This window comes from Ectorhizobium quercum (assembly GCF_026552795.1).
In the GTDB taxonomy this organism is placed as follows: Bacteria; Pseudomonadota; Alphaproteobacteria; order Rhizobiales; family Rhizobiaceae; genus Ectorhizobium; species Ectorhizobium quercum.
Genome location: NZ_JANFPI010000003.1, coordinates 778889 through 797209 on the forward strand (window position 1 = coordinate 778889; position 18321 = coordinate 797209).

Below are 18321 nucleotides of genomic sequence, written 5' to 3' on the forward strand. Positions count from 1 at the left end.
ATGATGTGGCGGATTATTCCGGCAGGATACGCACCGCGCCCTTGTCGGCGCTCGAGGCGAAGGCGGCGTAGGCCTTCAGCGCCAACGTGACGTTGCGCTTGCGCGGCTGCGCAGGCTTCCAGCCCAGCGCGTCCTGCTCGACGCGGCGCCTCGCCAGTTCCTCACCCGAAACGGCCAGATTGATCGTGCGGTTGGGAATGTCGATCTCAATGATGTCGCCTTCGCGGACGAGGCCGATCGCGCCGCCATTCGCCGCCTCCGGCGAGGCGTGGCCGATAGAAAGACCGGACGTGCCACCGGAAAAGCGGCCGTCGGTGATGAGCGCGCAGGCTTTGCCGAGGCCCTTCGATTTCAGGTAGCTGGTCGGGTAGAGCATTTCCTGCATGCCCGGACCGCCCTTCGGCCCCTCGTAACGGATGACGACGACATCGCCGGCGACGACCTCGTTGGAGAGGATGGCCTTGACCGCCGCGTCCTGGCTTTCATAGACCTTGGCGGGGCCGGTGAACTTGAGGATGCTTTCATCGACGCCGGCCGTCTTCACGATACAGCCGTCGAGGGCGATGTTGCCCCTCAGAACCGCCAGACCGCCGTCCTTCGAGAAGGGATGCTCGACGGAGCGGATGACGCCCTTTTCGCTGTCCGTGTCCAGGTCCTCCCAGCGGGAATTCTGCGAGAACGCCACCTGCGTCGGCACACCGCCCGGAGCCGCCTTGAAGAACTCGCGCACGGTTTCGGAATTGGTGCGGGTGATGTCCCACCGGTCGATGGCATCGCCCAGCGTCGCGGCATGGACGGTCGGCGAATCGCGGTTGATCAGGCCGCCGCGCTCCAGTTCGCCGAGGATGCGCATGATGCCCCCGGCGCGGTGGACGTCTTCCATGTGAACGTCGTTCTTCGCCGGCGCCACCTTGGAAAGGCACGGCACCTTGCGCGACAGGCGGTCGATATCGTCCATCGTGAAATCGACCTCGGCCTCGTGGGCAGCGGCGAGGATGTGCAGAACCGTGTTGGTCGAGCCGCCCATCGCGATGTCGAGGGCCATCGCGTTCTCGAAAGCCGCCTTGTTGGCGACGGAACGCGGCAGCACCGACGTGTCGTCCTGCTCGTAGTAGCGGCGGGTAATATCCACGATCAGATGGCCGGCTTCCACGAACAGGCGCTTGCGGTCGCCATGCGTGGCGAGCGTCGAACCGTTGCCGGGCAGCGAAAGGCCGAGCGCTTCCGTCAGGCAATTCATGGAATTGGCCGTGAACATGCCCGAGCAGGAACCGCAGGTCGGACAGGCCGAGCGCTCGATGGCCTGCACGTCCTCGTCGGACACCTTGTCGTCGGCCGCCGCGACCATCGCATCGACGAGATCGAGCGCATGCTTCTTGCCGTGCAGGACGACCTTGCCGGCCTCCATCGGCCCGCCCGAGACGAAGATGGCCGGAATGTTGAGGCGCAGCGCCGCCATGAGCATGCCGGGGGTGATCTTGTCGCAGTTCGAGATGCAGACCATCGCATCGGCGCAATGGGCGTTGACCATGTATTCGACGGCATCGGCGATCAGCTCGCGCGAAGGCAGCGAATAGAGCATGCCGTCATGGCCCATTGCGATCCCGTCGTCGACCGCGATGGTATTGAACTCCTTGGCAACGCCGCCTGCGGCCTCGATTTCACGGGCGACCAGCTGTCCGAGATCCTTGAGGTGGACATGGCCCGGCACGAACTGGGTGAAGGAATTGACGACGGCGATGATCGGCTTGCCGAAATCGCCGTCCTTCATGCCGGTGGCGCGCCAAAGGCCGCGCGCACCGGCCATGTTGCGGCCATGAGTGGTAGTTCTCGAACGGTAATGCGGCATGGTGTTTTCCTCGATCTTATTGCGGGTCGCCCGCACTCCTCCCCGAGGCGGCGAAAGCCCGACATTTGCGGCGTTCCTACCGCAAACGGCCGGAGGTGTCACTATCATGTCGGGCCAAAGCGGTACGGCTCAAGGCCCACCTGCTTGGATTGTCGCATATCTTGCCGGCCCCGCATAGGCGTTCAGAAGATCGTGGGAAAGCTCAAGCTTGCGAAGCGAAACGGCTTCACCTCGGGAACAGCGGCGACCGTCTCCCCCGGCCGGACCGCATCGCGCTCGACGGCAAGGGAAAGGCCGCCGGGCGACATCGCCCGGCAGCCCTTTGCGTTACGCTTGCCGCCTTCATTTGGCGAGAAGCCAGTTGCCGACCCGTTCGGGCAGCATGCGGATCAGCACGGTGTCGTGACGGACGAAGTGATGATAGAAGGCCGCCGCGATGTGCAGGAGAACGACAAACCAGGCGATCCACTTGCCGACGAAGTGATGGATCACATCCACGATCGGCTCGAAAGTCGCCCAGTCGAGCTGGAGCCACTGGAACAGCGCCGTGTTCGGGAACTTCGTCATTTCGAACAGGTAGAAATTGATCGGCGGGCCGCTGGTGCCCAGATAGCCGGTGAGCGGCATCACGATCATAAGGGCGTAAAGTCCCCAATGCGCCAGTTTCGACAGGATATGCTCGACCCGGCTTCCCGGCGCCTCTTCCGGCTCGACGTTGAAAATCCGCCACAAAAGACGCGGAATGACCAGAAAGAGAACGATCATGCCGAGGACGAAGTGAAGATTGATGAGCGGGCGGAACAGCGGCGCCGTCCGGTCCGAATGCAACACCAGAACAATATAATAGGCAAGCGGGTAGGTCAGGATGAATGCAGTTGCTATGACCCAGTGAAAAGTCCCAGCCACCGCACCGAAGCGTTTTCTTGTATTTGCTATCTGCATGACACACTCCATAGCAAGATCCTCCTCCGGTCTCCCCGAGGGCCGGTTCAGGATCGTTGGTGCATGTCCACCCTACGGAATGACAACCGATTTAGTCTTGATATCGATCAATACCGCCGGCCGGATTCTCGCAATTGCGAACGAACCCCCCGCAACGCGAAAAGGCCGGATGGTTTCCCATCCGGCCTTTTCTGATTCAGCGTTCCCGAAAGGATCAGGCGGCTTCGACCGCTTCCGCTTCGGCAGCGACGCGAGCCTTGTCGGCGGCGCCCTTGGCATCGACGTCGCGCTCGACGAACTCGATGACGGCGACGGCGGCGTTATCGCCGTGACGGAAGCCGGCCTTCATGATGCGAAGGTAGCCGCCGTTGCGGGTGGCGTAGCGCGTCGCGATCGTGTCGAACAGCTTGCGGACGGCATCCTGGTCCTTGATCTGGGCGATGGCCTGACGGCGGGCGTGCAGGTCGCCGCGCTTGCCGAGCGTCACGAGCTTCTCGACGATCGGGCGGATTTCCTTCGCCTTCGGCAGGGTCGTAACGATCTGCTCATGGGTGATGAGCGAGGCAGCCATGTTGGCGAACATCGCCTTGCGATGGCTGGCGGTGCGGTTGAGCTTACGGCCGGAATTCTGGTGGCGCATGAGCTTGTCTCCTTATGAGTGCAGGCTTCCCTGCGTCTTTAACGGTTAATACTGGTCTTCGTAGCGCTTGGCGAGATCCTCGATGTTCTCGGGCGGCCATGCCGGCACTTCCATGCCGAGGTGCAGGCCCATAGAAGCGAGAACTTCCTTGATCTCGTTGAGCGACTTGCGGCCGAAATTCGGAGTCCGGAGCATTTCCGCTTCGGTCTTCTGAATGAGGTCGCCGATATAGACGATGTTGTCGTTCTTGAGGCAGTTGGCCGAACGGACGGAAAGTTCCAGTTCGTCCACCTTCTTGAGAAGCGCCGGGTTGAACGCCAGCTCCGTGACGGCTTCCTCTTCGGCTTCCTTCTGCGGTTCGTCGAAATTGACGAAGACCGAGAGCTGGTCCTGGAGGATGCGCGCAGCGAAAGCAACGGCATCTTCGCCCGAGACGGAACCATCGGTCTCGATGGTCATCGTCAGCTTGTCATAGTCAAGAACCTGTCCTTCGCGGGTGTTTTCCACCTTGTAGGACACCTTCTTGATCGGCGAATAAAGGCTATCGACCGGGATCAGACCGATGGGGGCGTCTTCGGCGCGATTGCGTTCCGCCGGGACATAGCCCTTGCCGTTATTGACCGTGAATTCCATGCGGATTTCCGCACCCTCATCGAGCGTGCAGATCACATGGTTCGGGTTGAGGATCTCGATATCGCCAACCGTCTGGATGTCGCCCGCATAGACCGGGCCGGGGCCCTGCTTGCGAACGACCATGCGCTTCGGATCGTCGCCATCCATCTTGATGGCGATTTCCTTGATGTTGAGCACGATGTCCGTCACATCCTCGCGAACGCCGGGGATGGAGGAGAATTCATGCAGCACGCCGTCGATCTGCACGGCTGTCACGGCCGCTCCGCGCAGAGAGGAGAGCAGAACGCGACGCAGCGCGTTGCCGAGGGTCAGGCCGAAGCCGCGTTCCAACGGCTCGGCAACCAGCGTTGCCTTGGTGCGGCCCGAAGAGGTGAATTCCACCTTGCTCGGCTTGATGAGTTCCTGCCAGTTCTTCTGAATCATATCGCTTTACCTTCCATTTGCCGCACCATCCAATCGTGACGGCTTTCGTGCGAAGCACCCGGAGGAGCGCCCTGCTCGCAACCGGGCAGGAAACGCTCGCGGGCGTTGAACAGTGAAAGGTTCAGACGCGACGCTTCTTGCGCGGACGGCAACCATTGTGCGGGATCGGCGTCACGTCGCGGATGGACGTGATCAGGAAACCCGCAGCCTGGAGCGCGCGCAGAGCCGACTCACGACCGGAACCCGGACCGCAGACTTCGACTTCCAGCGACTTCATGCCATGTTCCTGCGCCTTTTTCGCGCAATCCTCGGCAGCGATCTGCGCCGCGAACGGCGTGGACTTGCGCGAGCCCTTGAAACCCTTGGCACCGGCGGACGACCAGGCAATCGCATTGCCCTGGGCGTCCGTGATCGTGATCATCGTGTTGTTGAACGTGGAGTTGACGTGCGCAACACCCGACGTGATGTTCTTGCGTTCGCGACGGCGAATGCGGGTGGCTTCCTTGGCCATAGTCTTAACCTTTCACAGATCTCTTCACCGCCGTAATGCCAGCGGCTACACCGGTGAACGGCCGAAGGGCCACTCACCAAGTCTCAATTCATCGGCTTGCCTTGCGGGCCTGCCACGTAGATCGGGCATCCGGACATGCTGCCCGGAAACACCCAAGAGGCCGGCGAAAGCCAGCCTCCCGATCGAACTTCCGAAAACCGGAAATTACTTCTTCTTGCCGGCGATCGCCTTGGCCGGACCCTTGCGGGTGCGGGCGTTGGTGTGGGTGCGCTGGCCATGCACCGGCAGACCGCGACGATGACGCAGGCCGCGGTAGCAGCCGAGGTCCATCAGACGCTTGATGTTCATTGCGGTTTCGCGACGCAGATCGCCCTCAACGTGATAGTCGCGGTCGATCGCTTCACGGATCGCGAGAACTTCGGCGTCCGTCAGCTGATGAACGCGCTTGTCGGAAGGAATACCAACCTTCTCGACGATTTCCTGTGCAAATTTCGGACCGATCCCGTGGATATAACGAAGAGCGATAACGACGCGCTTCGCAGTCGGGATGTTGACGCCAGCGATACGTGCCACGCCTATTCTCCTTGCGTTCCGGTTGCCTTGCGGCAAAAGGTGCTTCTGTTCTGGCGGCCCTGAAGCCGCCCGGTTTACAAATCGGGTTCGTTCGCAACAAAAAGACCGAACCCGGAAATCCCTTGAGATATCCGCGCCGATCGATTGCAGACAACGAGTTGGCGCGGTCTTTAGCGGAATCAGGGCCAAAAAGCAACCGGCCCGCTTAAGATTCTTGAAAGCCGAACGGTATGTCGGCTAGCGCGGCGCCAGAAGCGCCGCGGTCTTCAGACCTTGGCCAGGATGGCCTCGATCGATGCGGTGACTTCGTCGATACTGGCCATGCCGTCCACGCCGTGGAGCAGTCCCTTGGCATAATAGTAGCCGATCAGCGGGGACGTGTCCTTGTAATAGGTCTGGAGACGGGCCACCACCGTATCCCGATTATCGTCGGGACGCCGCTTGAAGTGAGTCGAACCGCAACGGTCGCACACGCCTTCGACCTTCGGCTTCAGGTTGGTGTCGTGATAGCCCGCGCCGCACTGGGCACAGGTGTAGCGTCCGGCGATACGGTCCGTGAGAACCTCGTCGTCCACCTGGATCTCGATCACCGCCGAGAGTTCCAGCCCCTTCGCCTTCAGCATCGCCTCCGTTGCGTCGGCCTGAACCAGCGTGCGCGGAAAACCGTCGAGAATGAACCCCTTGGAACAGTCGGGCTGCTCGATGCGCTCCGCCACGATCCCGATGACGATATCGTCGGACACCAGTTTGCCGGCGTCCATGACGGCCTTCGCCTTCTTGCCGATGTCGGTGCCCGCCGCGATTGCGGCGCGCAGCATGTCGCCGGTCGAAAGCTGGGGAATGCCGTGACGCTCGACAATACGCTGGGCCTGCGTGCCCTTGCCGGCGCCCGGAGGCCCCAAAAGAATCAGTCTCATTTTCCCCTCTTGCCTCCACGCAACTTGGACTTCTTGATCAGGCCTTCATACTGCTGGGCAATCAGGTGCCCCTGGATCTGCGCAACCGTATCGAGGGTGACGCTCACCATGATCAGAAGCGAGGTGCCGCCGAGAGCCAGCGGAACGCCCGTGCGTGCTACCAGAATTTCGGGAAGAATGCAGACAAAGACAAGATAGACGGCGCCAACGACCGTGATGCGCGTGAGCACGTAATCGATATACTGCGCGGTACGCTCGCCCGGGCGAATGCCCGGAATGAAGCCGCCATGCTTTTTCAGGTTGTCGGCCGTGTCTTTCGGATTGAAGACGATGGCCGTGTAGAAGAAGGCGAAGAACGCGATCAGCGCGCCATAGAGCACCATGAACAGCGGCTGGCCGTGGCCGAGCGACGCGATGACCGTGGTCGCCCAGGGCGGCAGTTGCGCCGAGTCGGTGAAACCCGCCGCCGTCGCCGGCAGAAGCAGGAGCGACGAGGCGAAGATCGCCGGAATGACGCCCGCCGTGTTCAGCTTCAGAGGCAGATGGGACGTATCACCCTGGAACATGCGGTTGCCCACCTGCCGCTTGGGATACTGGATCACCAGGCGGCGCTGCGCGCGCTCGACGAACACGATCAGGGCGATGACGGCGATCGCGACGACGAGAACCGTCAGGATCAGCACGGTGGAGAGGGCACCGGTACGGCCGAGTTCGAGGGTCCCGGCCAGCGCACTGGGCAGACCGGCGGCGATGCCCGCATAGATGATCAGCGAAATGCCGTTGCCGATGCCGCGCGAGGTGATCTGCTCGCCGAGCCACATCAGGAACATCGTGCCGCCGAGCAGCGTCAGGACCGTGGAAAGGCGGAAGAACCAGCCCGGATCGTTGACAAGGCCGCTGCCGCTCTCAAGACCGACGGCAATGCCGTAGGCCTGAAGCGTGCCGAGAATCACCGTGCCGTAGCGGGTGTACTGGTTGATGATCTTGCGGCCCGCTTCGCCTTCCTTCTTCAACGCCTCGAGCGAGGGCACGACCGAGGTCATGAGCTGAACGATGATCGACGCGGAGATGTAGGGCATGATGCCGAGGGCGAAAATCGCCATGCGCTCGACGGCGCCGCCGGCGAACATGTTGAAAAGCCCCAATATGCCACCGGCCTGTGACTGGAACGCCTGCGCATAGGCTTCTGGATTGAGGCCCGGCAGGGGAATATGAGTGCCAAGACGATAAACGAGGAGAGCTGCCAGGGTAAACCAAAGGCGCTTCTTGAGATCCTCAGCCTTGGCGAAGGTGGCAAAATTCAGATTCGAGGCCAACTGTTCCGCTGCTGATGCCATGCGTATCTCCGCCTGTCCCGTTCCGGCGGCGCGACGAGGCCGGCCTTTCCGGAAGCGATATTCTGTTTTTTGAACGGAGCAAGGCATGTGGCGGAAAACGCCGACGCCTCACCCTTCAACGATCCGCGGCGGTCATTGCGACCTGCCGCCCTGCCCTGCGTATTGCTGCTCTCCTACGAGATCCGGGACGGAAAACCGCGTCACATCTTTTCTGGAACAGCGCATGCAAGGGCGTGAGGCCTCCCATATGGGAGCAGAACCGCCCGGATTGAAGAACCGGGCGGTTCGCATTCGCGATTTATTCGGCGACAGCCGCTGCTGCGAGCTGCTTGATCGAACCGCCGGCCTTTTCGATCTTCTCGACGGCAGCCTTGGAGGCGCCGGCGACTTCGATCGTCACCTTCGACTTCAGTTCGCCATCCGACAGAACGCGAACGCCGTCCTTGACGCGACGGACGACGCCGGCCGCCTTGAGCGCTTCGGCATCGATCGTCTTGGCGGCGTCGAGCTTGCCGGCCGTGATCGCATCCTGGATGCGGCCGAGCGAAACGACAACATATTCGGAAGCGAAGATGTTGTTGAAGCCACGCTTCGGCAGACGGCGGTAGATCGGCATCTGGCCGCCCTCGAAGCCGTTGATCGAAACGCCCGAACGAGCCTTCTGACCCTTCACGCCACGACCGCCGGTCTTGCCCTTGCCGGAGCCGATACCGCGACCGACGCGGGTGCGGCTCTTGCTGGCGCCTTCGTTGTCCTTGATTTCATTGAGCTTCATGACAGGTTCCTCCGTGTCACTTCTCGTCGACGACGCGAACGAGATGCTGAACAGCACGGATCATGCCGCGGACAGCCGGCGTATCTTCCAGCGTGCGGCGACGGTGCATCTTGTTGAGGCCCAGACCGATCAGCGTCTTGCGCTGGACTTCCGGACGGCGAATCGGGCTGCCGATCTGTTCGACAGTGATCGTCTTCTTGGTCATCCCTGCCTCCTCTTACTCTTCGGAGGACACGCCGGCATCCGCGCGACGAGCCTGAAGGGTGGCGTACTTGATGCCGCGCTGGGCAGCGATGTCCTTGGGATGGACCTGATGCTTCAGCGCATCGAACGTGGCGCGCACCATGTTGTAGGGGTTCGAAGAACCCGTCGACTTGGCGACGACGTCGTTGACGCCGAGCGTTTCGAAGACAGCGCGCATCGGACCGCCGGCGATGATGCCGGTACCAGCCTTGGCGGCGCGCAGCAGAACCTTGCCGGCGCCATGACGGCCGTTGACGTCGTGATGCAGCGTGCGACCGTCACGAAGCGGAACGAAAATCAGGTCGCGCTTGGCGGCTTCGGTGGCCTTGCGGATGGCTTCCGGCACTTCACGCGCCTTGCCATGACCGAAACCGACCCGGCCCTTCTGGTCGCCGACGACGACGAGAGCGGCAAAGCCGAAACGACGGCCGCCCTTCACCACCTTGGCGACGCGGTTGATAGCGACCAGCTTGTCGACGAACTCGCTGTCGCGCTCTTCACGGCTGCCGCGATCATCGCGCGGAGCCCTTTCCTTCTGTGCCATTGTCCTCTTCCTTTTTCTTTTCCGGATGCAATCGGCGGACACAATGATAACCGCGCCGCGCCCTGTTCACAGGGAGCGTGCGGCAGACGACGGGCTTTCACCCAAGACGACGGCCCGGATATCAGTCCGGGCCGACATTTTCAACCAAAGTTTTACGGAAACCCCGAATAAGGATTTCCAGGCAAACTCAGAAGCTCAGGCCACCTTCACGGGCAGCCTCGGCAAGAGCCTTGATGCGGCCGTGATAGATGAAGGCGCCACGGTCGAACACGACCTCCTTGACGCCCGCAGCGGTGGCACGCTCGGCGACGAGCTTGCCGACGGCGGCGGCGGCGGCCGTGTCGGCCCCGGTCTTCAGTTCGGTGCGCAGACCGGTGTCGAGCGTCGAAGCGGCGGCAAGCGTGCGGCCGGCGACGTCATCGATGATCTGGGCGTAGATGTTCTTCGACGAGCGATGAACCGACAGGCGCGGACGACCGTTCGCAACCGCCTTGAGCTGGCGGCGCACGCGGCTCGCGCGCTTGGCAAGTGCTTGTTTCCTGCTAGCCATTTCGCGTGATCCTTACTTCTTCTTGCCTTCCTTGCGGACAATCCGCTCTTCCGCATACTTGACGCCCTTGCCCTTGTAGGGCTCGGGGCCACGGAATTCGCGAATTTCGGCCGCAACCTGGCCAACCTGCTGCTTGCTGATGCCGGTGACGACGATTTCCGTCGGCTTCGGCACTGCAATGGTGATGCCCTGCGGCGGTTCGTAGATCACGTCGTGGCTGAAACCGAGCGCGAGCTGCAGGTTCTTGCCCTGCAGGGCGGCACGATAACCGACGCCGTTGATTTCAAGCTTGCGCTCGAAACCGTCCTTGACGCCCTTGAAGATGTTCTCGATCATCGTGCGGGACATGCCCCACTTCGAACGAGCATCCTTCGTTTCGTTCACCGGAGTGACCGAAATGGCGTTGTCTTCCAGCGCGAGAGCGATTTCGTCATTCGCGACGAAGAAAAGTTCACCCTTCGGGCCCTTGGCCGTGACCTTCTGTCCTTCGACAGAGGCCGTCACACCAGCAGGAACCGGAACGGGCTTTTTACCGATACGAGACATGTTTAAATCCTGTCTGTTCGTTATGGAGTTCCCCTGACCGGTCTTAGAAGACCGAGCAGAGAACCTCACCGCCAACATTCTGTTCGCGAGCCTGGTGATCGGCCATCACGCCCTTCGGAGTCGAAAGGATGGTGATGCCGAGGCCGTTCGCGACCTGCGGAATGGACTTCACCGAGACATAAACCCGGCGGCCCGGCTTGGACACGCGGCCGATCTCACGGATGACCGAAGCGCCTTCATAGTACTTGAGTTCGATCTGCAACTCGGCCTTGCCGCTGCCGGACTCGACCTGGCTGTAGCCACGAATGTAGCCCTCGGCCTGGAGAACGTCGAGAACGCGGACGCGAAGCTTGGAGGCCGGCGTGGACACCGTCGACTTGCGACGAGCGGCGCCATTGCGGATACGGGTGAGCATATCGCCCAACGGATCAGTCATGGTCATCTTCCCGTCTCCTTACCAGCTCGACTTCACAATGCCCGGCACCTTGCCGAGATTGCCCAGCTCGCGAAGCGCGATACGCGACATCCTGAGCTTGCGGTAGAACGCGCGCGGGCGACCGGTCACTTCGCAACGGTTGCGAATGCGGGTCTTGGAGCCGTCGCGCGGCAGTTCCGCCAGCTTGAGGGTTGCCTTGAACCGGTCTTCGATCGGAAGGGCCTGGTCCATGATGATCGCCTTCAGCTTGGCACGCTTGGCGGCCTGGCTGGCGACGGTCTTGCGGCGGCGCTTGTTCTTTTCAACTGCGCTTGTTTTCGCCATATTGAAGTTCCTTTTCTACGCTCGTCGTTACGGTTACTGACGGAACGGGAAGTTGAACTCTTTCAGAAGAGTCCGGGCTTCGTCGTCGGTCTTGGCCGTCGTGCAAACGATGATGTCCATGCCCCACATCTGATCAACCTTGTCGTAGTTGATCTCCGGGAACACAATGTGCTCCTTGATGCCCATAGCGAAGTTGCCACGGCCGTCAAAGGACTTCGGGTTCAGGCCGCGGAAGTCGCGAACGCGCGGGAGCGCGATGTTGACCAGGCGATCTAGGAATTCATACATGCGAACGCCGCGCAGCGTCACCTTGGCGCCGATCGGCATGCCCTCGCGAAGCTTGAAGCCCGCGATGGAATTGCGTGCACGGGTGATGACCGGCTTCTGGCCCGCGATCGCAGCCAGGTCGGCGGCGGCAACGGTGGGCTTCTTCGAGTCGGCCGTGGATTCGCCCACACCCATATTGATCACGATCTTCGACAGCTTCGGAATCTGCATCTCGTTGCTGTACGAATAGGTTTCCTGCAACTTGGCGCGAATACGCGAGGCGTATTCCGTCTTCAGCCGCGGCTCGTACTTTACCTCAGCCATCGATCACTTCTCCCGAACGCTTGGCCACACGGACCTTCTTGCCTTCAACAACCTTGAAACCGACGCGGGTCGGCTTGCCGTCCTTGTCGACGATCGAAAGGTTGGAAAGATGGACCGAGGCTTCCTTGGTGATGATGCCGGCTTCCTGGGTCTGCGTCTGGCGCTGGTGGCGCTTGACGACGTTGACACCGCGAACGACGGCCCGATCTTCCTTCGGGAGAACCTGAAGGACTTCGCCCTGACGGCCCTTGTCCTTGCCGGTGATTACGACGACCTTGTCGCCTTTACGAATCTTCTGCATCTCGATTGCTCCTTACAGCACTTCCGGAGCCAGCGAGATGATCTTCATATGGCTCTTGGCGCGGAGTTCGCGCGGAACCGGTCCGAAGATACGGGTGCCGATCGGCTCTTTCTTGTTGTCGATAAGAACGGCCGCGTTGTTATCGAAACGGATGACGCTGCCGTCCGGACGGCGGATGTCCTTGGCGGTACGAACCACCACGGCCTTCATCACGTCGCCCTTCTTGACGCGGCCACGCGGAATAGCTTCCTTGATCGAAACGACGATGATGTCGCCGACCGAAGCATACTTGCGCTTGGAGCCGCCCAGCACCTTGATGCACATGACACGACGTGCGCCGGAATTATCCGCCACGTCGAGGTTTGTTTGCATCTGAATCATGTCAGGTCGCCTTCTTGTTGTTACCAGGCCGGTTGGGTGAAGCACCCCCTGACCCGGCTTATTGACTAAGGTTCAATTTCATGCCGCCTGCCCCGCCTTCGGCGAAGCGTAAACAGCATGGAAGCGGCAGGAGGCCCGATTCCGGACTTCCTTCCGCTCCAGTCGCGTGCTTCATACAGCGTTTTCCAAAAAGTACAAGGCCCGCCCGAAGATTCTTGTCCTCCGGAGGGCCTTATCCTTCAACGAACGATCCCGAATGCCGCGAAGGCATCCGGGATGGATCCGCTACGGAAAATCCGTATTCGTCACGCCTGGGCGGCAATCACCGTCCAGCGCTTGTCCTTGGAGATCGGCGCGCATTCCTGGATGGAAACGACGTCACCGACCTTGTACTGGTTGCTCTCGTCATGGGCCTTGTACTTCTTGGACCGGCGAACGGTCTTCTGAAGCAGCGGGTGCGCAAAACGGCGCTCGACGCGGACCACGACAGTCTTTTCGTTCTTGTCGCTCACGACGACACCCTGAAGAATTCTTTTCGGCATCGATCTGGTCCTTAGGCCTTGGCTTCGGCCGCCTTCTGGCGGGCAATGGTCTTGATGCGGGCGATGTCCTTGCGGACTTCCGTGACCCGCGAGGTCTTTTCAAGCTGGCCGGTGGCCTTCTGGAAGCGCAGGTTGAACTGCTCCTTCTTCAGCTTGGCAAGCTCTTCCTTCAGCTGGTCTGCGCTCAGCGCGCGAACGTCTGCGGCTTTCATTGGCTCAATCCCTTACTCTGCGATGCGCTGTACGAAGCGCGTCTTGACCGAGAGCTTGGCTGCGCCGAGGCGCAGGGCCTCACGGGCGATTTCCTCGCTCACACCGTCGATCTCGAACATCATGCGGCCAGGCTTGACCTTGGCCGCCCAGTATTCGACCGAACCCTTGCCCTTACCCATACGAACTTCGGTCGGCTTGGCCGTGACCGGAACATCGGGGAAAACGCGGATCCAGACGCGACCGGCGCGCTTCATGTAGCGCGTGATCGCGCGGCGGGCCGCCTCGATCTCGCGCGCGTTGACGCGGTTGGGTTCCTGAGCCTTCAGACCGAATTCACCGAAGGCAAGGTCGAAGCCGCCCTTGGCCACACCCTTGATGCGACCCTTGAACTGCTTGCGATACTTTGTACGCTTTGGCTGCAACATTTTCTTACTTCTCCGAGCTTATCTTTCGCCAGCGTTGATCAAGCGTTCTCGCGGCGGCGGTCGCCACGGTCACGGTTGGAAGAGCCCTGCGAGTCGCCTTCGAGCGCCCGGCGCTCGGAAGCCATCGGATCGTGCTCAAGGATTTCACCCTTGAAGATCCAGACCTTGATACCGCAGATACCGTAGGCGGTTTCGGCTTCGGCCGTGCCGTAGTCGATGTCGGCGCGCAGCGTGTGAAGCGGAACGCGGCCTTCGCGATACCATTCGGTACGGGCGATTTCAGCGCCACCCAGACGGCCGGCGCAGGTGATCCTGATGCCTTCGGCGCCGAGACGCATCGCCGACTGCACGGCGCGCTTCATCGCACGGCGGAAAGCCACGCGACGCTCGAGCTGCTGGGCGATCGACTGGGCGACCAGCGTCGCATCGGTTTCCGGCTTGCGCACTTCGACGATGTTGAGGTGCGTTTCGGACTGCGTCATTTCGGAAAGCTTCTTGCGAAGCTTTTCGATGTCGGCGCCCTTCTTGCCGATGATGAGACCCGGGCGGGCCGAGTGGATCGTGACGCGGCACTTCTTGTGCGGACGCTCGATGACCACCTTGGCGATGCCGGCCTGCTTCAGTTCCTTCTGGACGAAGGCGCGGATCTTCAGGTCTTCGTGCAGGAGGTTGCCGTATTCCGCGTTATCGGCGAACCAGCGGCTGTCCCAGGTGCGGTTAATGCCGAGACGGAAACCGATCGGATTAATTTTCTGGCCCATTATGCAGCCTCCCCTTTTTCCTGGACTTCACGCACCACGATGGTCAGGTGCGCGAACGGCTTCTCGACACGCGATGCACGGCCACGGCCACGGGCGTGGAAACGCTTCATGACGATGGACTTGCCGACGTAGGCCTCGGCGACGATCAGGCTGTCGACGTCGAGGTCGTGGTTGTTTTCGGCGTTCGCGATGGCCGATTCCAGGGTCTTCCTGACCGTGCCGGCGATCCGCTTGCGGGAGAACTCCAGTTCGGCCAGCGCGCGGTCGACCTTCTTGCCGCGGATGAGCGCGGCAACCAGGTTGAGCTTCTGCGGGCTGACACGAAGCGTGCGGGCAATAGCCTGCGCTTCGTTTTCCTTGAGCCGGCGTTCGGTTTTTGCCTTGCCCATGATTATTTCCTCTTCGCCTTCTTGTCCGCACCGTGGCCGTAATAGGTACGGGTCGGAGCGAATTCGCCGAACTTGTGGCCGACCATGTCTTCGTTGACGCTGACCGGAACATGCTTGGAGCCATTGTAGACGCCGAACGTCAGGCCGACGAACTGCGGCAGGATCGTGGAGCGGCGGCTCCAGATCTTGATGACTTCACTACGCCCGCCTTCACGCACCTTCTCAGCCTTCTTGAGAAGATATCCGTCAACAAACGGGCCTTTCCATACTGAACGAGCCATTTCTGACTTCCTCTCTTACTTCTTGCGCTGATGGCGCGAACGCATGATGAACTTGTCGGTGGACTTGTTCGAGCGCGTGCGCTTGCCCTTCGTCGGCTTGCCCCACGGCGTCACCGGATGACGGCCACCGGACGTGCGGCCTTCGCCACCACCGTGCGGGTGGTCGACGGGGTTCATGACGACGCCGCGAACGTGCGGACGCTTGCCGCGCCAGCGCGAACGGCCGGCCTTGCCGTCGTTGATGTTCCCGTGGTCGGCGTTGGAAACGGCGCCGATGGTTGCCAGGCACGAGCCATGTACGAGACGCTGTTCACCGGAGTTGAGGCGCAGGATGGCCATCCCGGCGTCGCGGCCGACGAGCTGGACATAGGTGCCGGCGGAACGGGCGATCTGGCCGCCCTTGGCCGGCTTCAGCTCGACGTTATGAACGATCGAGCCGACCGGAATGGACTGCAACGGCATGGTGTTGCCCGGCTTGACGTCGACGGCCTTCTGCGAGGAGATGACCTTGTCGCCGGCGGCGAGGCGCTGCGGAGCCAGGATGTAGGCCTGTTCGCCATCAGCATAGGTGATGAGAGCGATGAAGGCAGTACGGTTCGGGTCGTATTCCAGACGCTCGACAGTGGCTTCAACGTCGAACTTGCGACGCTTGAAGTCGACCAGACGATAGGTGCGCTTGTGACCGCCGCCCTGGAAGCGGACGGTGATGCGACCGGCGTTGTTACGGCCGCCCTTGGAGGACAGACCTTCCGTCAGCGCCTTGACCGGCTTGCCCTTGTACAGACCGGAGCGGTCGACAATGACGAGCTGGCGCTGGCTCGGGGTCGTCGGATTGAAACTTTTCAATGCCATTTTTCTATTCCCTTCAGGCTAGCCGTCAAAGACCGGTGGAGACGTCGATCGACTGGCCTTCGGCAAGCGTCACGACGGCCTTCTTGACGTCCTTCTGCTTGCCAGCGAAGCCCTTGAAACGCTTGATCTTGCCCTTGCGGACGAGCGTGTTCACGGCCTTGACCTTGACACCGAAGAGAGCTTCGACGGCAGCCTTGATTTCCGGCTTGGAAGCGCCCTTGGCAACGTTGAACACCACCTGGTTCTGTTCGGATACCAGCGTGGACTTTTCCGTGATCGACGGAGAGACGATCACGTCGTAGTGGCGAAGATCAGTCATTTGAACCGCTCCTCCAGAGCTTCGACCGCAGCCTTGGAGAGCACCAGGGTGCCACGGCGCAGAATGTCGTAAACGTTGATGCCCTGAACCGGCAGAACATCGACATTCGGGATGTTCTTGGCAGCGAGCGCGAAGTTGGCGTCAACTTCAGAACCGCCGATGATCAGTGCGTTGGTCAGGCCGAGCGTCTCGAGGTTGCCGGCGAGCAGCTTCGTCCGGGCTTCGGCGGCGGCGAGGTCGTCGACGACGATCAGGCTTTCGGCGCGGAGCTTGGCGGACAGGGCATGACGCAAGCCGAGGGCGCGAACCTTCTTCGGCAGGTCGAAGGCATGGCTGCGAACGACCGGGCCGTGGGCCTTGCCGCCGCCGCGGAACTGCGGAGCACGTGCGGAATGGTGACGGGCGCGGCCCGTGCCCTTCTGCTTGTACATCTTGGAGCCGGTGCGGGAGACTTCCGAACGGCCCTTGGTCTTGTGGGTGCCCTGCTGCTTCTTGGCAAGCTGCCAACGAACGACGCGGGCGATGATGTCTTCACGGGGTTCGAGACCGAAAACGGTATCCGACAACGAGATCGTGCCGGCGTCCTTCCCCTCAAGCGTTTTGACGGTGAGATCCATTTTTCGGCTCCCTTACTTGGATGCTGCGCGCAGGCCGGCCGGGCGCGGAGCGCTTTCCGGAACAGCGGCCTTTACGGCGTCGCGAACGACGATCCAGGAACCCTTGGAACCAGGAACAGCGCCCTTGACGAGAATGAGACCACGATCCTCATCGGTCGAAACGACCTCGAGGTTCTGGGTCGTGACGCGGGTCTGGCCCATGTGGCCGGCCATGCGCTTGCCCTTCCAGACCTTGCCCGGATCCTGGTTGGAACCGGTCGAGCCGTGCGAACGGTGTGAGACGGACACGCCGTGCGTGGCGCGCAGACCGCCGAAGTTGTGGCGCTTCATGGCACCGGCGAACCCCTTACCGATCGTCGTGCCCGTCACGTCGACGAACTGACCGGCAACGAAGTGGCTGGCCGTCAGTTCGGCGCCGACATCGATGAGGTTGTCCTCGGAGACGCGGAATTCGACCAGCTTCGCCTTCGGCTCGACCTGGGCGATGGCGAAATGGCCGCGCTCGGCCTTCGACGTATTCTTGACCTTCGCGGCACCCGCGCCGAGCTGCACGGCCGTGTAGCCGTTCTTCTCGACGGTACGCTGCGCGACAACCTGAACGTTGTCCAGCCGCAAAACCGTTACCGGGATGTGCTCACCGGCGTCGTTGTAGACGCGGGTCATCCCTACTTTCTGTGCAATCACACCTGAACGCATCGATTCGTTCCTCTTGAGAGTCCTTGCCGGGAAAACCCCGCATGCCTCTTTGTTGAAGAGTTCCCGTCAAGCCATCCGGCTTTCCGGTCTCCTGTTTCTGGAAGACGCTGGGAGGACCCCACGTACCTTCCTTGTTGTTTCGGCCTCAGCCGGACCTCTTATAGTCAAGCGGCAAGCCTCACCCGCGCCGGAACCGACACGGGAGGTCGCATTACAGCTTGATTTCGACGTCGACGCCGGCAGCCAGGTCGAGCTTCATCAGGGCATCGACGGTCTGGGGGGTCGGATCAACGATGTCGAGCAGACGCTTGTGGGTGCGCATCTCGAACTGTTCACGGCTCTTCTTGTCCACGTGGGGCGAGCGGTTGACAGTGAACTTTTCGATCCGCGTCGGCAGCGGCACCGGACCGCGGACCGAAGCACCCGTGCGCTTGGCCGTCGAAACGATTTCCCGCGTGGAGGCGTCAAGAATCCGGTGATCAAACGCCTTGAGGCGGATGCGGATATTCTGGCCGTTCATTCGACTTGTCCTTGTTCTTGTTAAGCGAATGCCTCTGACGAGGCGGTTCGTCATTCGTTATCCGGGTGCTACAGCTTCAAAGATCGCAAAGAGCAAATCGCCCTATGCCGGTATCTGTAAAACGACCCGCCACATATACGGAATCGGCGTCCGATGCAATGACCGAACGCCCACGGCAGCGCGATTTTTT

General features: G+C 61.3%; 29 protein-coding genes. All 29 read right to left on the minus strand.

Translation table 11 applies throughout. The features are described from left to right. Positions 1 to 13 precede the first annotated feature (13 nt). Positions 14 to 1849: a dihydroxy-acid dehydratase gene (gene ilvD, locus NOF55_RS12195; protein ID WP_306411633.1), complete on the minus strand. Its 1836-nt coding sequence runs from the start codon at positions 1847 to 1849 to the stop codon at positions 14 to 16. Between the two features lie 342 nt (positions 1850 to 2191). Further along, on the minus strand, positions 2192 to 2791 hold the full coding sequence (locus NOF55_RS12200) for a cytochrome b (RefSeq protein ID WP_306411634.1): 600 nt from the start codon (positions 2789 to 2791) through the stop codon (positions 2192 to 2194). A gap of 214 nt (positions 2792 to 3005) precedes the next feature. Beyond that, the gene (gene rplQ / locus NOF55_RS12205) at positions 3006 to 3431 is read right to left on the minus strand and encodes a 50S ribosomal protein L17 (RefSeq protein ID WP_306411635.1); all 426 of its coding nucleotides are present in this window, start codon (positions 3429 to 3431) and stop codon (positions 3006 to 3008) included. A 45-nt stretch (positions 3432 to 3476) separates the two neighbouring features. Then, complete coding sequence (locus tag NOF55_RS12210) at positions 3477 to 4487, minus strand: DNA-directed RNA polymerase subunit alpha (RefSeq protein WP_306411636.1); 1011 nt, start codon at positions 4485 to 4487, stop codon at positions 3477 to 3479. 121 nt (positions 4488 to 4608) lie between these two features. Next, positions 4609 to 4998: a 30S ribosomal protein S11 gene (gene rpsK / locus NOF55_RS12215; protein ID WP_306411637.1), complete on the minus strand. Its 390-nt coding sequence runs from the start codon at positions 4996 to 4998 to the stop codon at positions 4609 to 4611. Positions 4999 to 5202: 204 nt separating this feature from the next. After that, positions 5203 to 5571, minus strand: a complete 369-nt coding sequence (rpsM, locus tag NOF55_RS12220) for a 30S ribosomal protein S13 (protein WP_306411638.1) — start codon at positions 5569 to 5571, stop codon at positions 5203 to 5205. Between the two features lie 266 nt (positions 5572 to 5837). Then, the gene (locus NOF55_RS12225) at positions 5838 to 6488 is read right to left on the minus strand and encodes an adenylate kinase (protein WP_306411639.1); all 651 of its coding nucleotides are present in this window, start codon (positions 6486 to 6488) and stop codon (positions 5838 to 5840) included. Then, complete coding sequence (gene secY / locus NOF55_RS12230; RefSeq protein WP_306411640.1) at positions 6485 to 7825, minus strand: preprotein translocase subunit SecY; 1341 nt, start codon at positions 7823 to 7825, stop codon at positions 6485 to 6487. The genes NOF55_RS12225 and secY overlap by 4 nt, the downstream gene beginning before the upstream one ends. Before the next feature lie 298 nt (positions 7826 to 8123). Continuing rightward, positions 8124 to 8600, minus strand: a complete 477-nt coding sequence (gene rplO / locus NOF55_RS12235; protein WP_306411641.1) for a 50S ribosomal protein L15 — start codon at positions 8598 to 8600, stop codon at positions 8124 to 8126. Between the two features lie 16 nt (positions 8601 to 8616). Beyond that, positions 8617 to 8805 (minus strand): 50S ribosomal protein L30, encoded by a 189-nt coding sequence (gene rpmD, locus NOF55_RS12240; RefSeq protein ID WP_306411642.1) that lies wholly within the window; start codon positions 8803 to 8805, stop codon positions 8617 to 8619. A 12-nt stretch (positions 8806 to 8817) separates the two neighbouring features. Further along, the gene (gene rpsE / locus NOF55_RS12245) at positions 8818 to 9387 is read right to left on the minus strand and encodes a 30S ribosomal protein S5 (RefSeq protein WP_306411643.1); all 570 of its coding nucleotides are present in this window, start codon (positions 9385 to 9387) and stop codon (positions 8818 to 8820) included. A gap of 187 nt (positions 9388 to 9574) precedes the next feature. Further along, positions 9575 to 9937, minus strand: coding sequence for a 50S ribosomal protein L18 (rplR, locus tag NOF55_RS12250; protein ID WP_306411644.1), 363 nt, complete (start codon positions 9935 to 9937; stop codon positions 9575 to 9577). A 12-nt stretch (positions 9938 to 9949) separates the two neighbouring features. Further along, complete coding sequence (gene rplF, locus NOF55_RS12255; protein ID WP_306411698.1) at positions 9950 to 10483, minus strand: 50S ribosomal protein L6; 534 nt, start codon at positions 10481 to 10483, stop codon at positions 9950 to 9952. A gap of 43 nt (positions 10484 to 10526) precedes the next feature. Further along, entirely contained in the window at positions 10527 to 10925 is a 399-nt protein-coding gene (gene rpsH, locus NOF55_RS12260) for a 30S ribosomal protein S8 (RefSeq protein WP_306411645.1), read from the minus strand. A 12-nt stretch (positions 10926 to 10937) separates the two neighbouring features. After that, positions 10938 to 11243, minus strand: a complete 306-nt coding sequence (gene rpsN, locus NOF55_RS12265) for a 30S ribosomal protein S14 (RefSeq protein WP_306411646.1) — start codon at positions 11241 to 11243, stop codon at positions 10938 to 10940. 33 nt (positions 11244 to 11276) lie between these two features. After that, complete coding sequence (gene rplE / locus NOF55_RS12270) at positions 11277 to 11834, minus strand: 50S ribosomal protein L5 (protein WP_306411647.1); 558 nt, start codon at positions 11832 to 11834, stop codon at positions 11277 to 11279. Beyond that, positions 11827 to 12135 (minus strand): 50S ribosomal protein L24, encoded by a 309-nt coding sequence (gene rplX, locus NOF55_RS12275; protein ID WP_306411648.1) that lies wholly within the window; start codon positions 12133 to 12135, stop codon positions 11827 to 11829. The genes rplE and rplX overlap by 8 nt, the downstream gene beginning before the upstream one ends. 12 nt (positions 12136 to 12147) lie before the next feature. Then, positions 12148 to 12516 carry a 50S ribosomal protein L14 gene (gene rplN, locus NOF55_RS12280; RefSeq protein ID WP_022710948.1) on the minus strand — a complete coding sequence of 123 codons (369 nt, stop codon included), beginning with the start codon at positions 12514 to 12516 and terminating at the stop codon, positions 12148 to 12150. Positions 12517 to 12821: 305 nt separating this feature from the next. Next, positions 12822 to 13058, minus strand: coding sequence for a 30S ribosomal protein S17 (gene rpsQ / locus NOF55_RS12285; protein WP_306411649.1), 237 nt, complete (start codon positions 13056 to 13058; stop codon positions 12822 to 12824). Between the two features lie 11 nt (positions 13059 to 13069). Continuing rightward, the gene (gene rpmC / locus NOF55_RS12290) at positions 13070 to 13270 is read right to left on the minus strand and encodes a 50S ribosomal protein L29 (protein WP_306411650.1); all 201 of its coding nucleotides are present in this window, start codon (positions 13268 to 13270) and stop codon (positions 13070 to 13072) included. A gap of 12 nt (positions 13271 to 13282) precedes the next feature. After that, positions 13283 to 13696: a 50S ribosomal protein L16 gene (gene rplP, locus NOF55_RS12295; RefSeq protein WP_306411651.1), complete on the minus strand. Its 414-nt coding sequence runs from the start codon at positions 13694 to 13696 to the stop codon at positions 13283 to 13285. Positions 13697 to 13734: 38 nt separating this feature from the next. Continuing rightward, on the minus strand, positions 13735 to 14457 hold the full coding sequence (gene rpsC, locus NOF55_RS12300) for a 30S ribosomal protein S3 (protein WP_306411652.1): 723 nt from the start codon (positions 14455 to 14457) through the stop codon (positions 13735 to 13737). After that, positions 14457 to 14846, minus strand: a complete 390-nt coding sequence (gene rplV / locus NOF55_RS12305) for a 50S ribosomal protein L22 (RefSeq protein ID WP_306411653.1) — start codon at positions 14844 to 14846, stop codon at positions 14457 to 14459. The genes rpsC and rplV overlap by 1 nt, the downstream gene beginning before the upstream one ends. Before the next feature lie 2 nt (positions 14847 to 14848). Further along, entirely contained in the window at positions 14849 to 15127 is a 279-nt protein-coding gene (rpsS, locus tag NOF55_RS12310) for a 30S ribosomal protein S19 (protein ID WP_306411654.1), read from the minus strand. A 15-nt stretch (positions 15128 to 15142) separates the two neighbouring features. After that, positions 15143 to 15979 carry a 50S ribosomal protein L2 gene (rplB, locus tag NOF55_RS12315; protein WP_306411655.1) on the minus strand — a complete coding sequence of 279 codons (837 nt, stop codon included), beginning with the start codon at positions 15977 to 15979 and terminating at the stop codon, positions 15143 to 15145. A 25-nt stretch (positions 15980 to 16004) separates the two neighbouring features. Then, positions 16005 to 16298 (minus strand): 50S ribosomal protein L23, encoded by a 294-nt coding sequence (locus tag NOF55_RS12320; protein WP_306411656.1) that lies wholly within the window; start codon positions 16296 to 16298, stop codon positions 16005 to 16007. Further along, positions 16295 to 16915, minus strand: a complete 621-nt coding sequence (gene rplD / locus NOF55_RS12325; protein WP_306411657.1) for a 50S ribosomal protein L4 — start codon at positions 16913 to 16915, stop codon at positions 16295 to 16297. The genes NOF55_RS12320 and rplD overlap by 4 nt, the downstream gene beginning before the upstream one ends. Before the next feature lie 12 nt (positions 16916 to 16927). Further along, entirely contained in the window at positions 16928 to 17611 is a 684-nt protein-coding gene (gene rplC / locus NOF55_RS12330; protein ID WP_306411658.1) for a 50S ribosomal protein L3, read from the minus strand. A gap of 211 nt (positions 17612 to 17822) precedes the next feature. Next, positions 17823 to 18131: a 30S ribosomal protein S10 gene (gene rpsJ / locus NOF55_RS12335; protein ID WP_003507767.1), complete on the minus strand. Its 309-nt coding sequence runs from the start codon at positions 18129 to 18131 to the stop codon at positions 17823 to 17825. Positions 18132 to 18321: the final 190 nt, after the last annotated feature.

Excerpts from the sequence above, each read along its gene's own strand:
- rpsC (WP_306411652.1), bottom strand. The coding sequence starts at position 14,457 with ATGGGCCAGAAAATTAATCCGATCGGTTTCCGTCTCGGCATTAACCGC.
- rpmD (WP_306411642.1), bottom strand. The coding sequence starts at position 8,805 with ATGACCAAGAAGACGATCACTGTCGAACAGATCGGCAGCCCGATTCGC.
- rpmC (WP_306411650.1), bottom strand. The coding sequence starts at position 13,270 with ATGAAAGCCGCAGACGTTCGCGCGCTGAGCGCAGACCAGCTGAAGGAA.
- NOF55_RS12210 (WP_306411636.1), bottom strand. The coding sequence starts at position 4,487 with ATGATTCAGAAGAACTGGCAGGAACTCATCAAGCCGAGCAAGGTGGAA.
- rplP (WP_306411651.1), bottom strand. The coding sequence starts at position 13,696 with ATGTTGCAGCCAAAGCGTACAAAGTATCGCAAGCAGTTCAAGGGTCGC.
- rplD (WP_306411657.1), bottom strand. The coding sequence starts at position 16,915 with ATGGATCTCACCGTCAAAACGCTTGAGGGGAAGGACGCCGGCACGATC.
- rplX (WP_306411648.1), bottom strand. The coding sequence starts at position 12,135 with ATGCAGAAGATTCGTAAAGGCGACAAGGTCGTCGTAATCACCGGCAAG.
- rplR (WP_306411644.1), bottom strand. The coding sequence starts at position 9,937 with ATGGCTAGCAGGAAACAAGCACTTGCCAAGCGCGCGAGCCGCGTGCGC.
- rplF (WP_306411698.1), bottom strand. The coding sequence starts at position 10,483 with ATGTCTCGTATCGGTAAAAAGCCCGTTCCGGTTCCTGCTGGTGTGACG.
- rpsK (WP_306411637.1), bottom strand. The coding sequence starts at position 4,998 with ATGGCCAAGGAAGCCACCCGCATTCGCCGTCGCGAACGCAAGAACATC.
- rplO (WP_306411641.1), bottom strand. The coding sequence starts at position 8,600 with ATGAAGCTCAATGAAATCAAGGACAACGAAGGCGCCAGCAAGAGCCGC.
- rplN (WP_022710948.1), bottom strand. The coding sequence starts at position 12,516 with ATGATTCAGATGCAAACAAACCTCGACGTGGCGGATAATTCCGGCGCA.
- rplB (WP_306411655.1), bottom strand. The coding sequence starts at position 15,979 with ATGGCATTGAAAAGTTTCAATCCGACGACCCCGAGCCAGCGCCAGCTC.
- rplV (WP_306411653.1), bottom strand. The coding sequence starts at position 14,846 with ATGGGCAAGGCAAAAACCGAACGCCGGCTCAAGGAAAACGAAGCGCAG.
- NOF55_RS12320 (WP_306411656.1), bottom strand. The coding sequence starts at position 16,298 with ATGACTGATCTTCGCCACTACGACGTGATCGTCTCTCCGTCGATCACG.
- NOF55_RS12200 (WP_306411634.1), bottom strand. The coding sequence starts at position 2,791 with ATGCAGATAGCAAATACAAGAAAACGCTTCGGTGCGGTGGCTGGGACT.
- NOF55_RS12225 (WP_306411639.1), bottom strand. The coding sequence starts at position 6,488 with ATGAGACTGATTCTTTTGGGGCCTCCGGGCGCCGGCAAGGGCACGCAG.
- secY (WP_306411640.1), bottom strand. The coding sequence starts at position 7,825 with ATGGCATCAGCAGCGGAACAGTTGGCCTCGAATCTGAATTTTGCCACC.
- rpsN (WP_306411646.1), bottom strand. The coding sequence starts at position 11,243 with ATGGCGAAAACAAGCGCAGTTGAAAAGAACAAGCGCCGCCGCAAGACC.
- rplC (WP_306411658.1), bottom strand. The coding sequence starts at position 17,611 with ATGCGTTCAGGTGTGATTGCACAGAAAGTAGGGATGACCCGCGTCTAC.
- ilvD (WP_306411633.1), bottom strand. The coding sequence starts at position 1,849 with ATGCCGCATTACCGTTCGAGAACTACCACTCATGGCCGCAACATGGCC.
- rpsQ (WP_306411649.1), bottom strand. The coding sequence starts at position 13,058 with ATGCCGAAAAGAATTCTTCAGGGTGTCGTCGTGAGCGACAAGAACGAA.
- rpsH (WP_306411645.1), bottom strand. The coding sequence starts at position 10,925 with ATGACCATGACTGATCCGTTGGGCGATATGCTCACCCGTATCCGCAAT.
- rpsJ (WP_003507767.1), bottom strand. The coding sequence starts at position 18,131 with ATGAACGGCCAGAATATCCGCATCCGCCTCAAGGCGTTTGATCACCGG.
- rpsE (WP_306411643.1), bottom strand. The coding sequence starts at position 9,387 with ATGGCACAGAAGGAAAGGGCTCCGCGCGATGATCGCGGCAGCCGTGAA.
- rpsS (WP_306411654.1), bottom strand. The coding sequence starts at position 15,127 with ATGGCTCGTTCAGTATGGAAAGGCCCGTTTGTTGACGGATATCTTCTC.
- rplQ (WP_306411635.1), bottom strand. The coding sequence starts at position 3,431 with ATGCGCCACCAGAATTCCGGCCGTAAGCTCAACCGCACCGCCAGCCAT.
- rplE (WP_306411647.1), bottom strand. The coding sequence starts at position 11,834 with ATGGCTGAGGTAAAGTACGAGCCGCGGCTGAAGACGGAATACGCCTCG.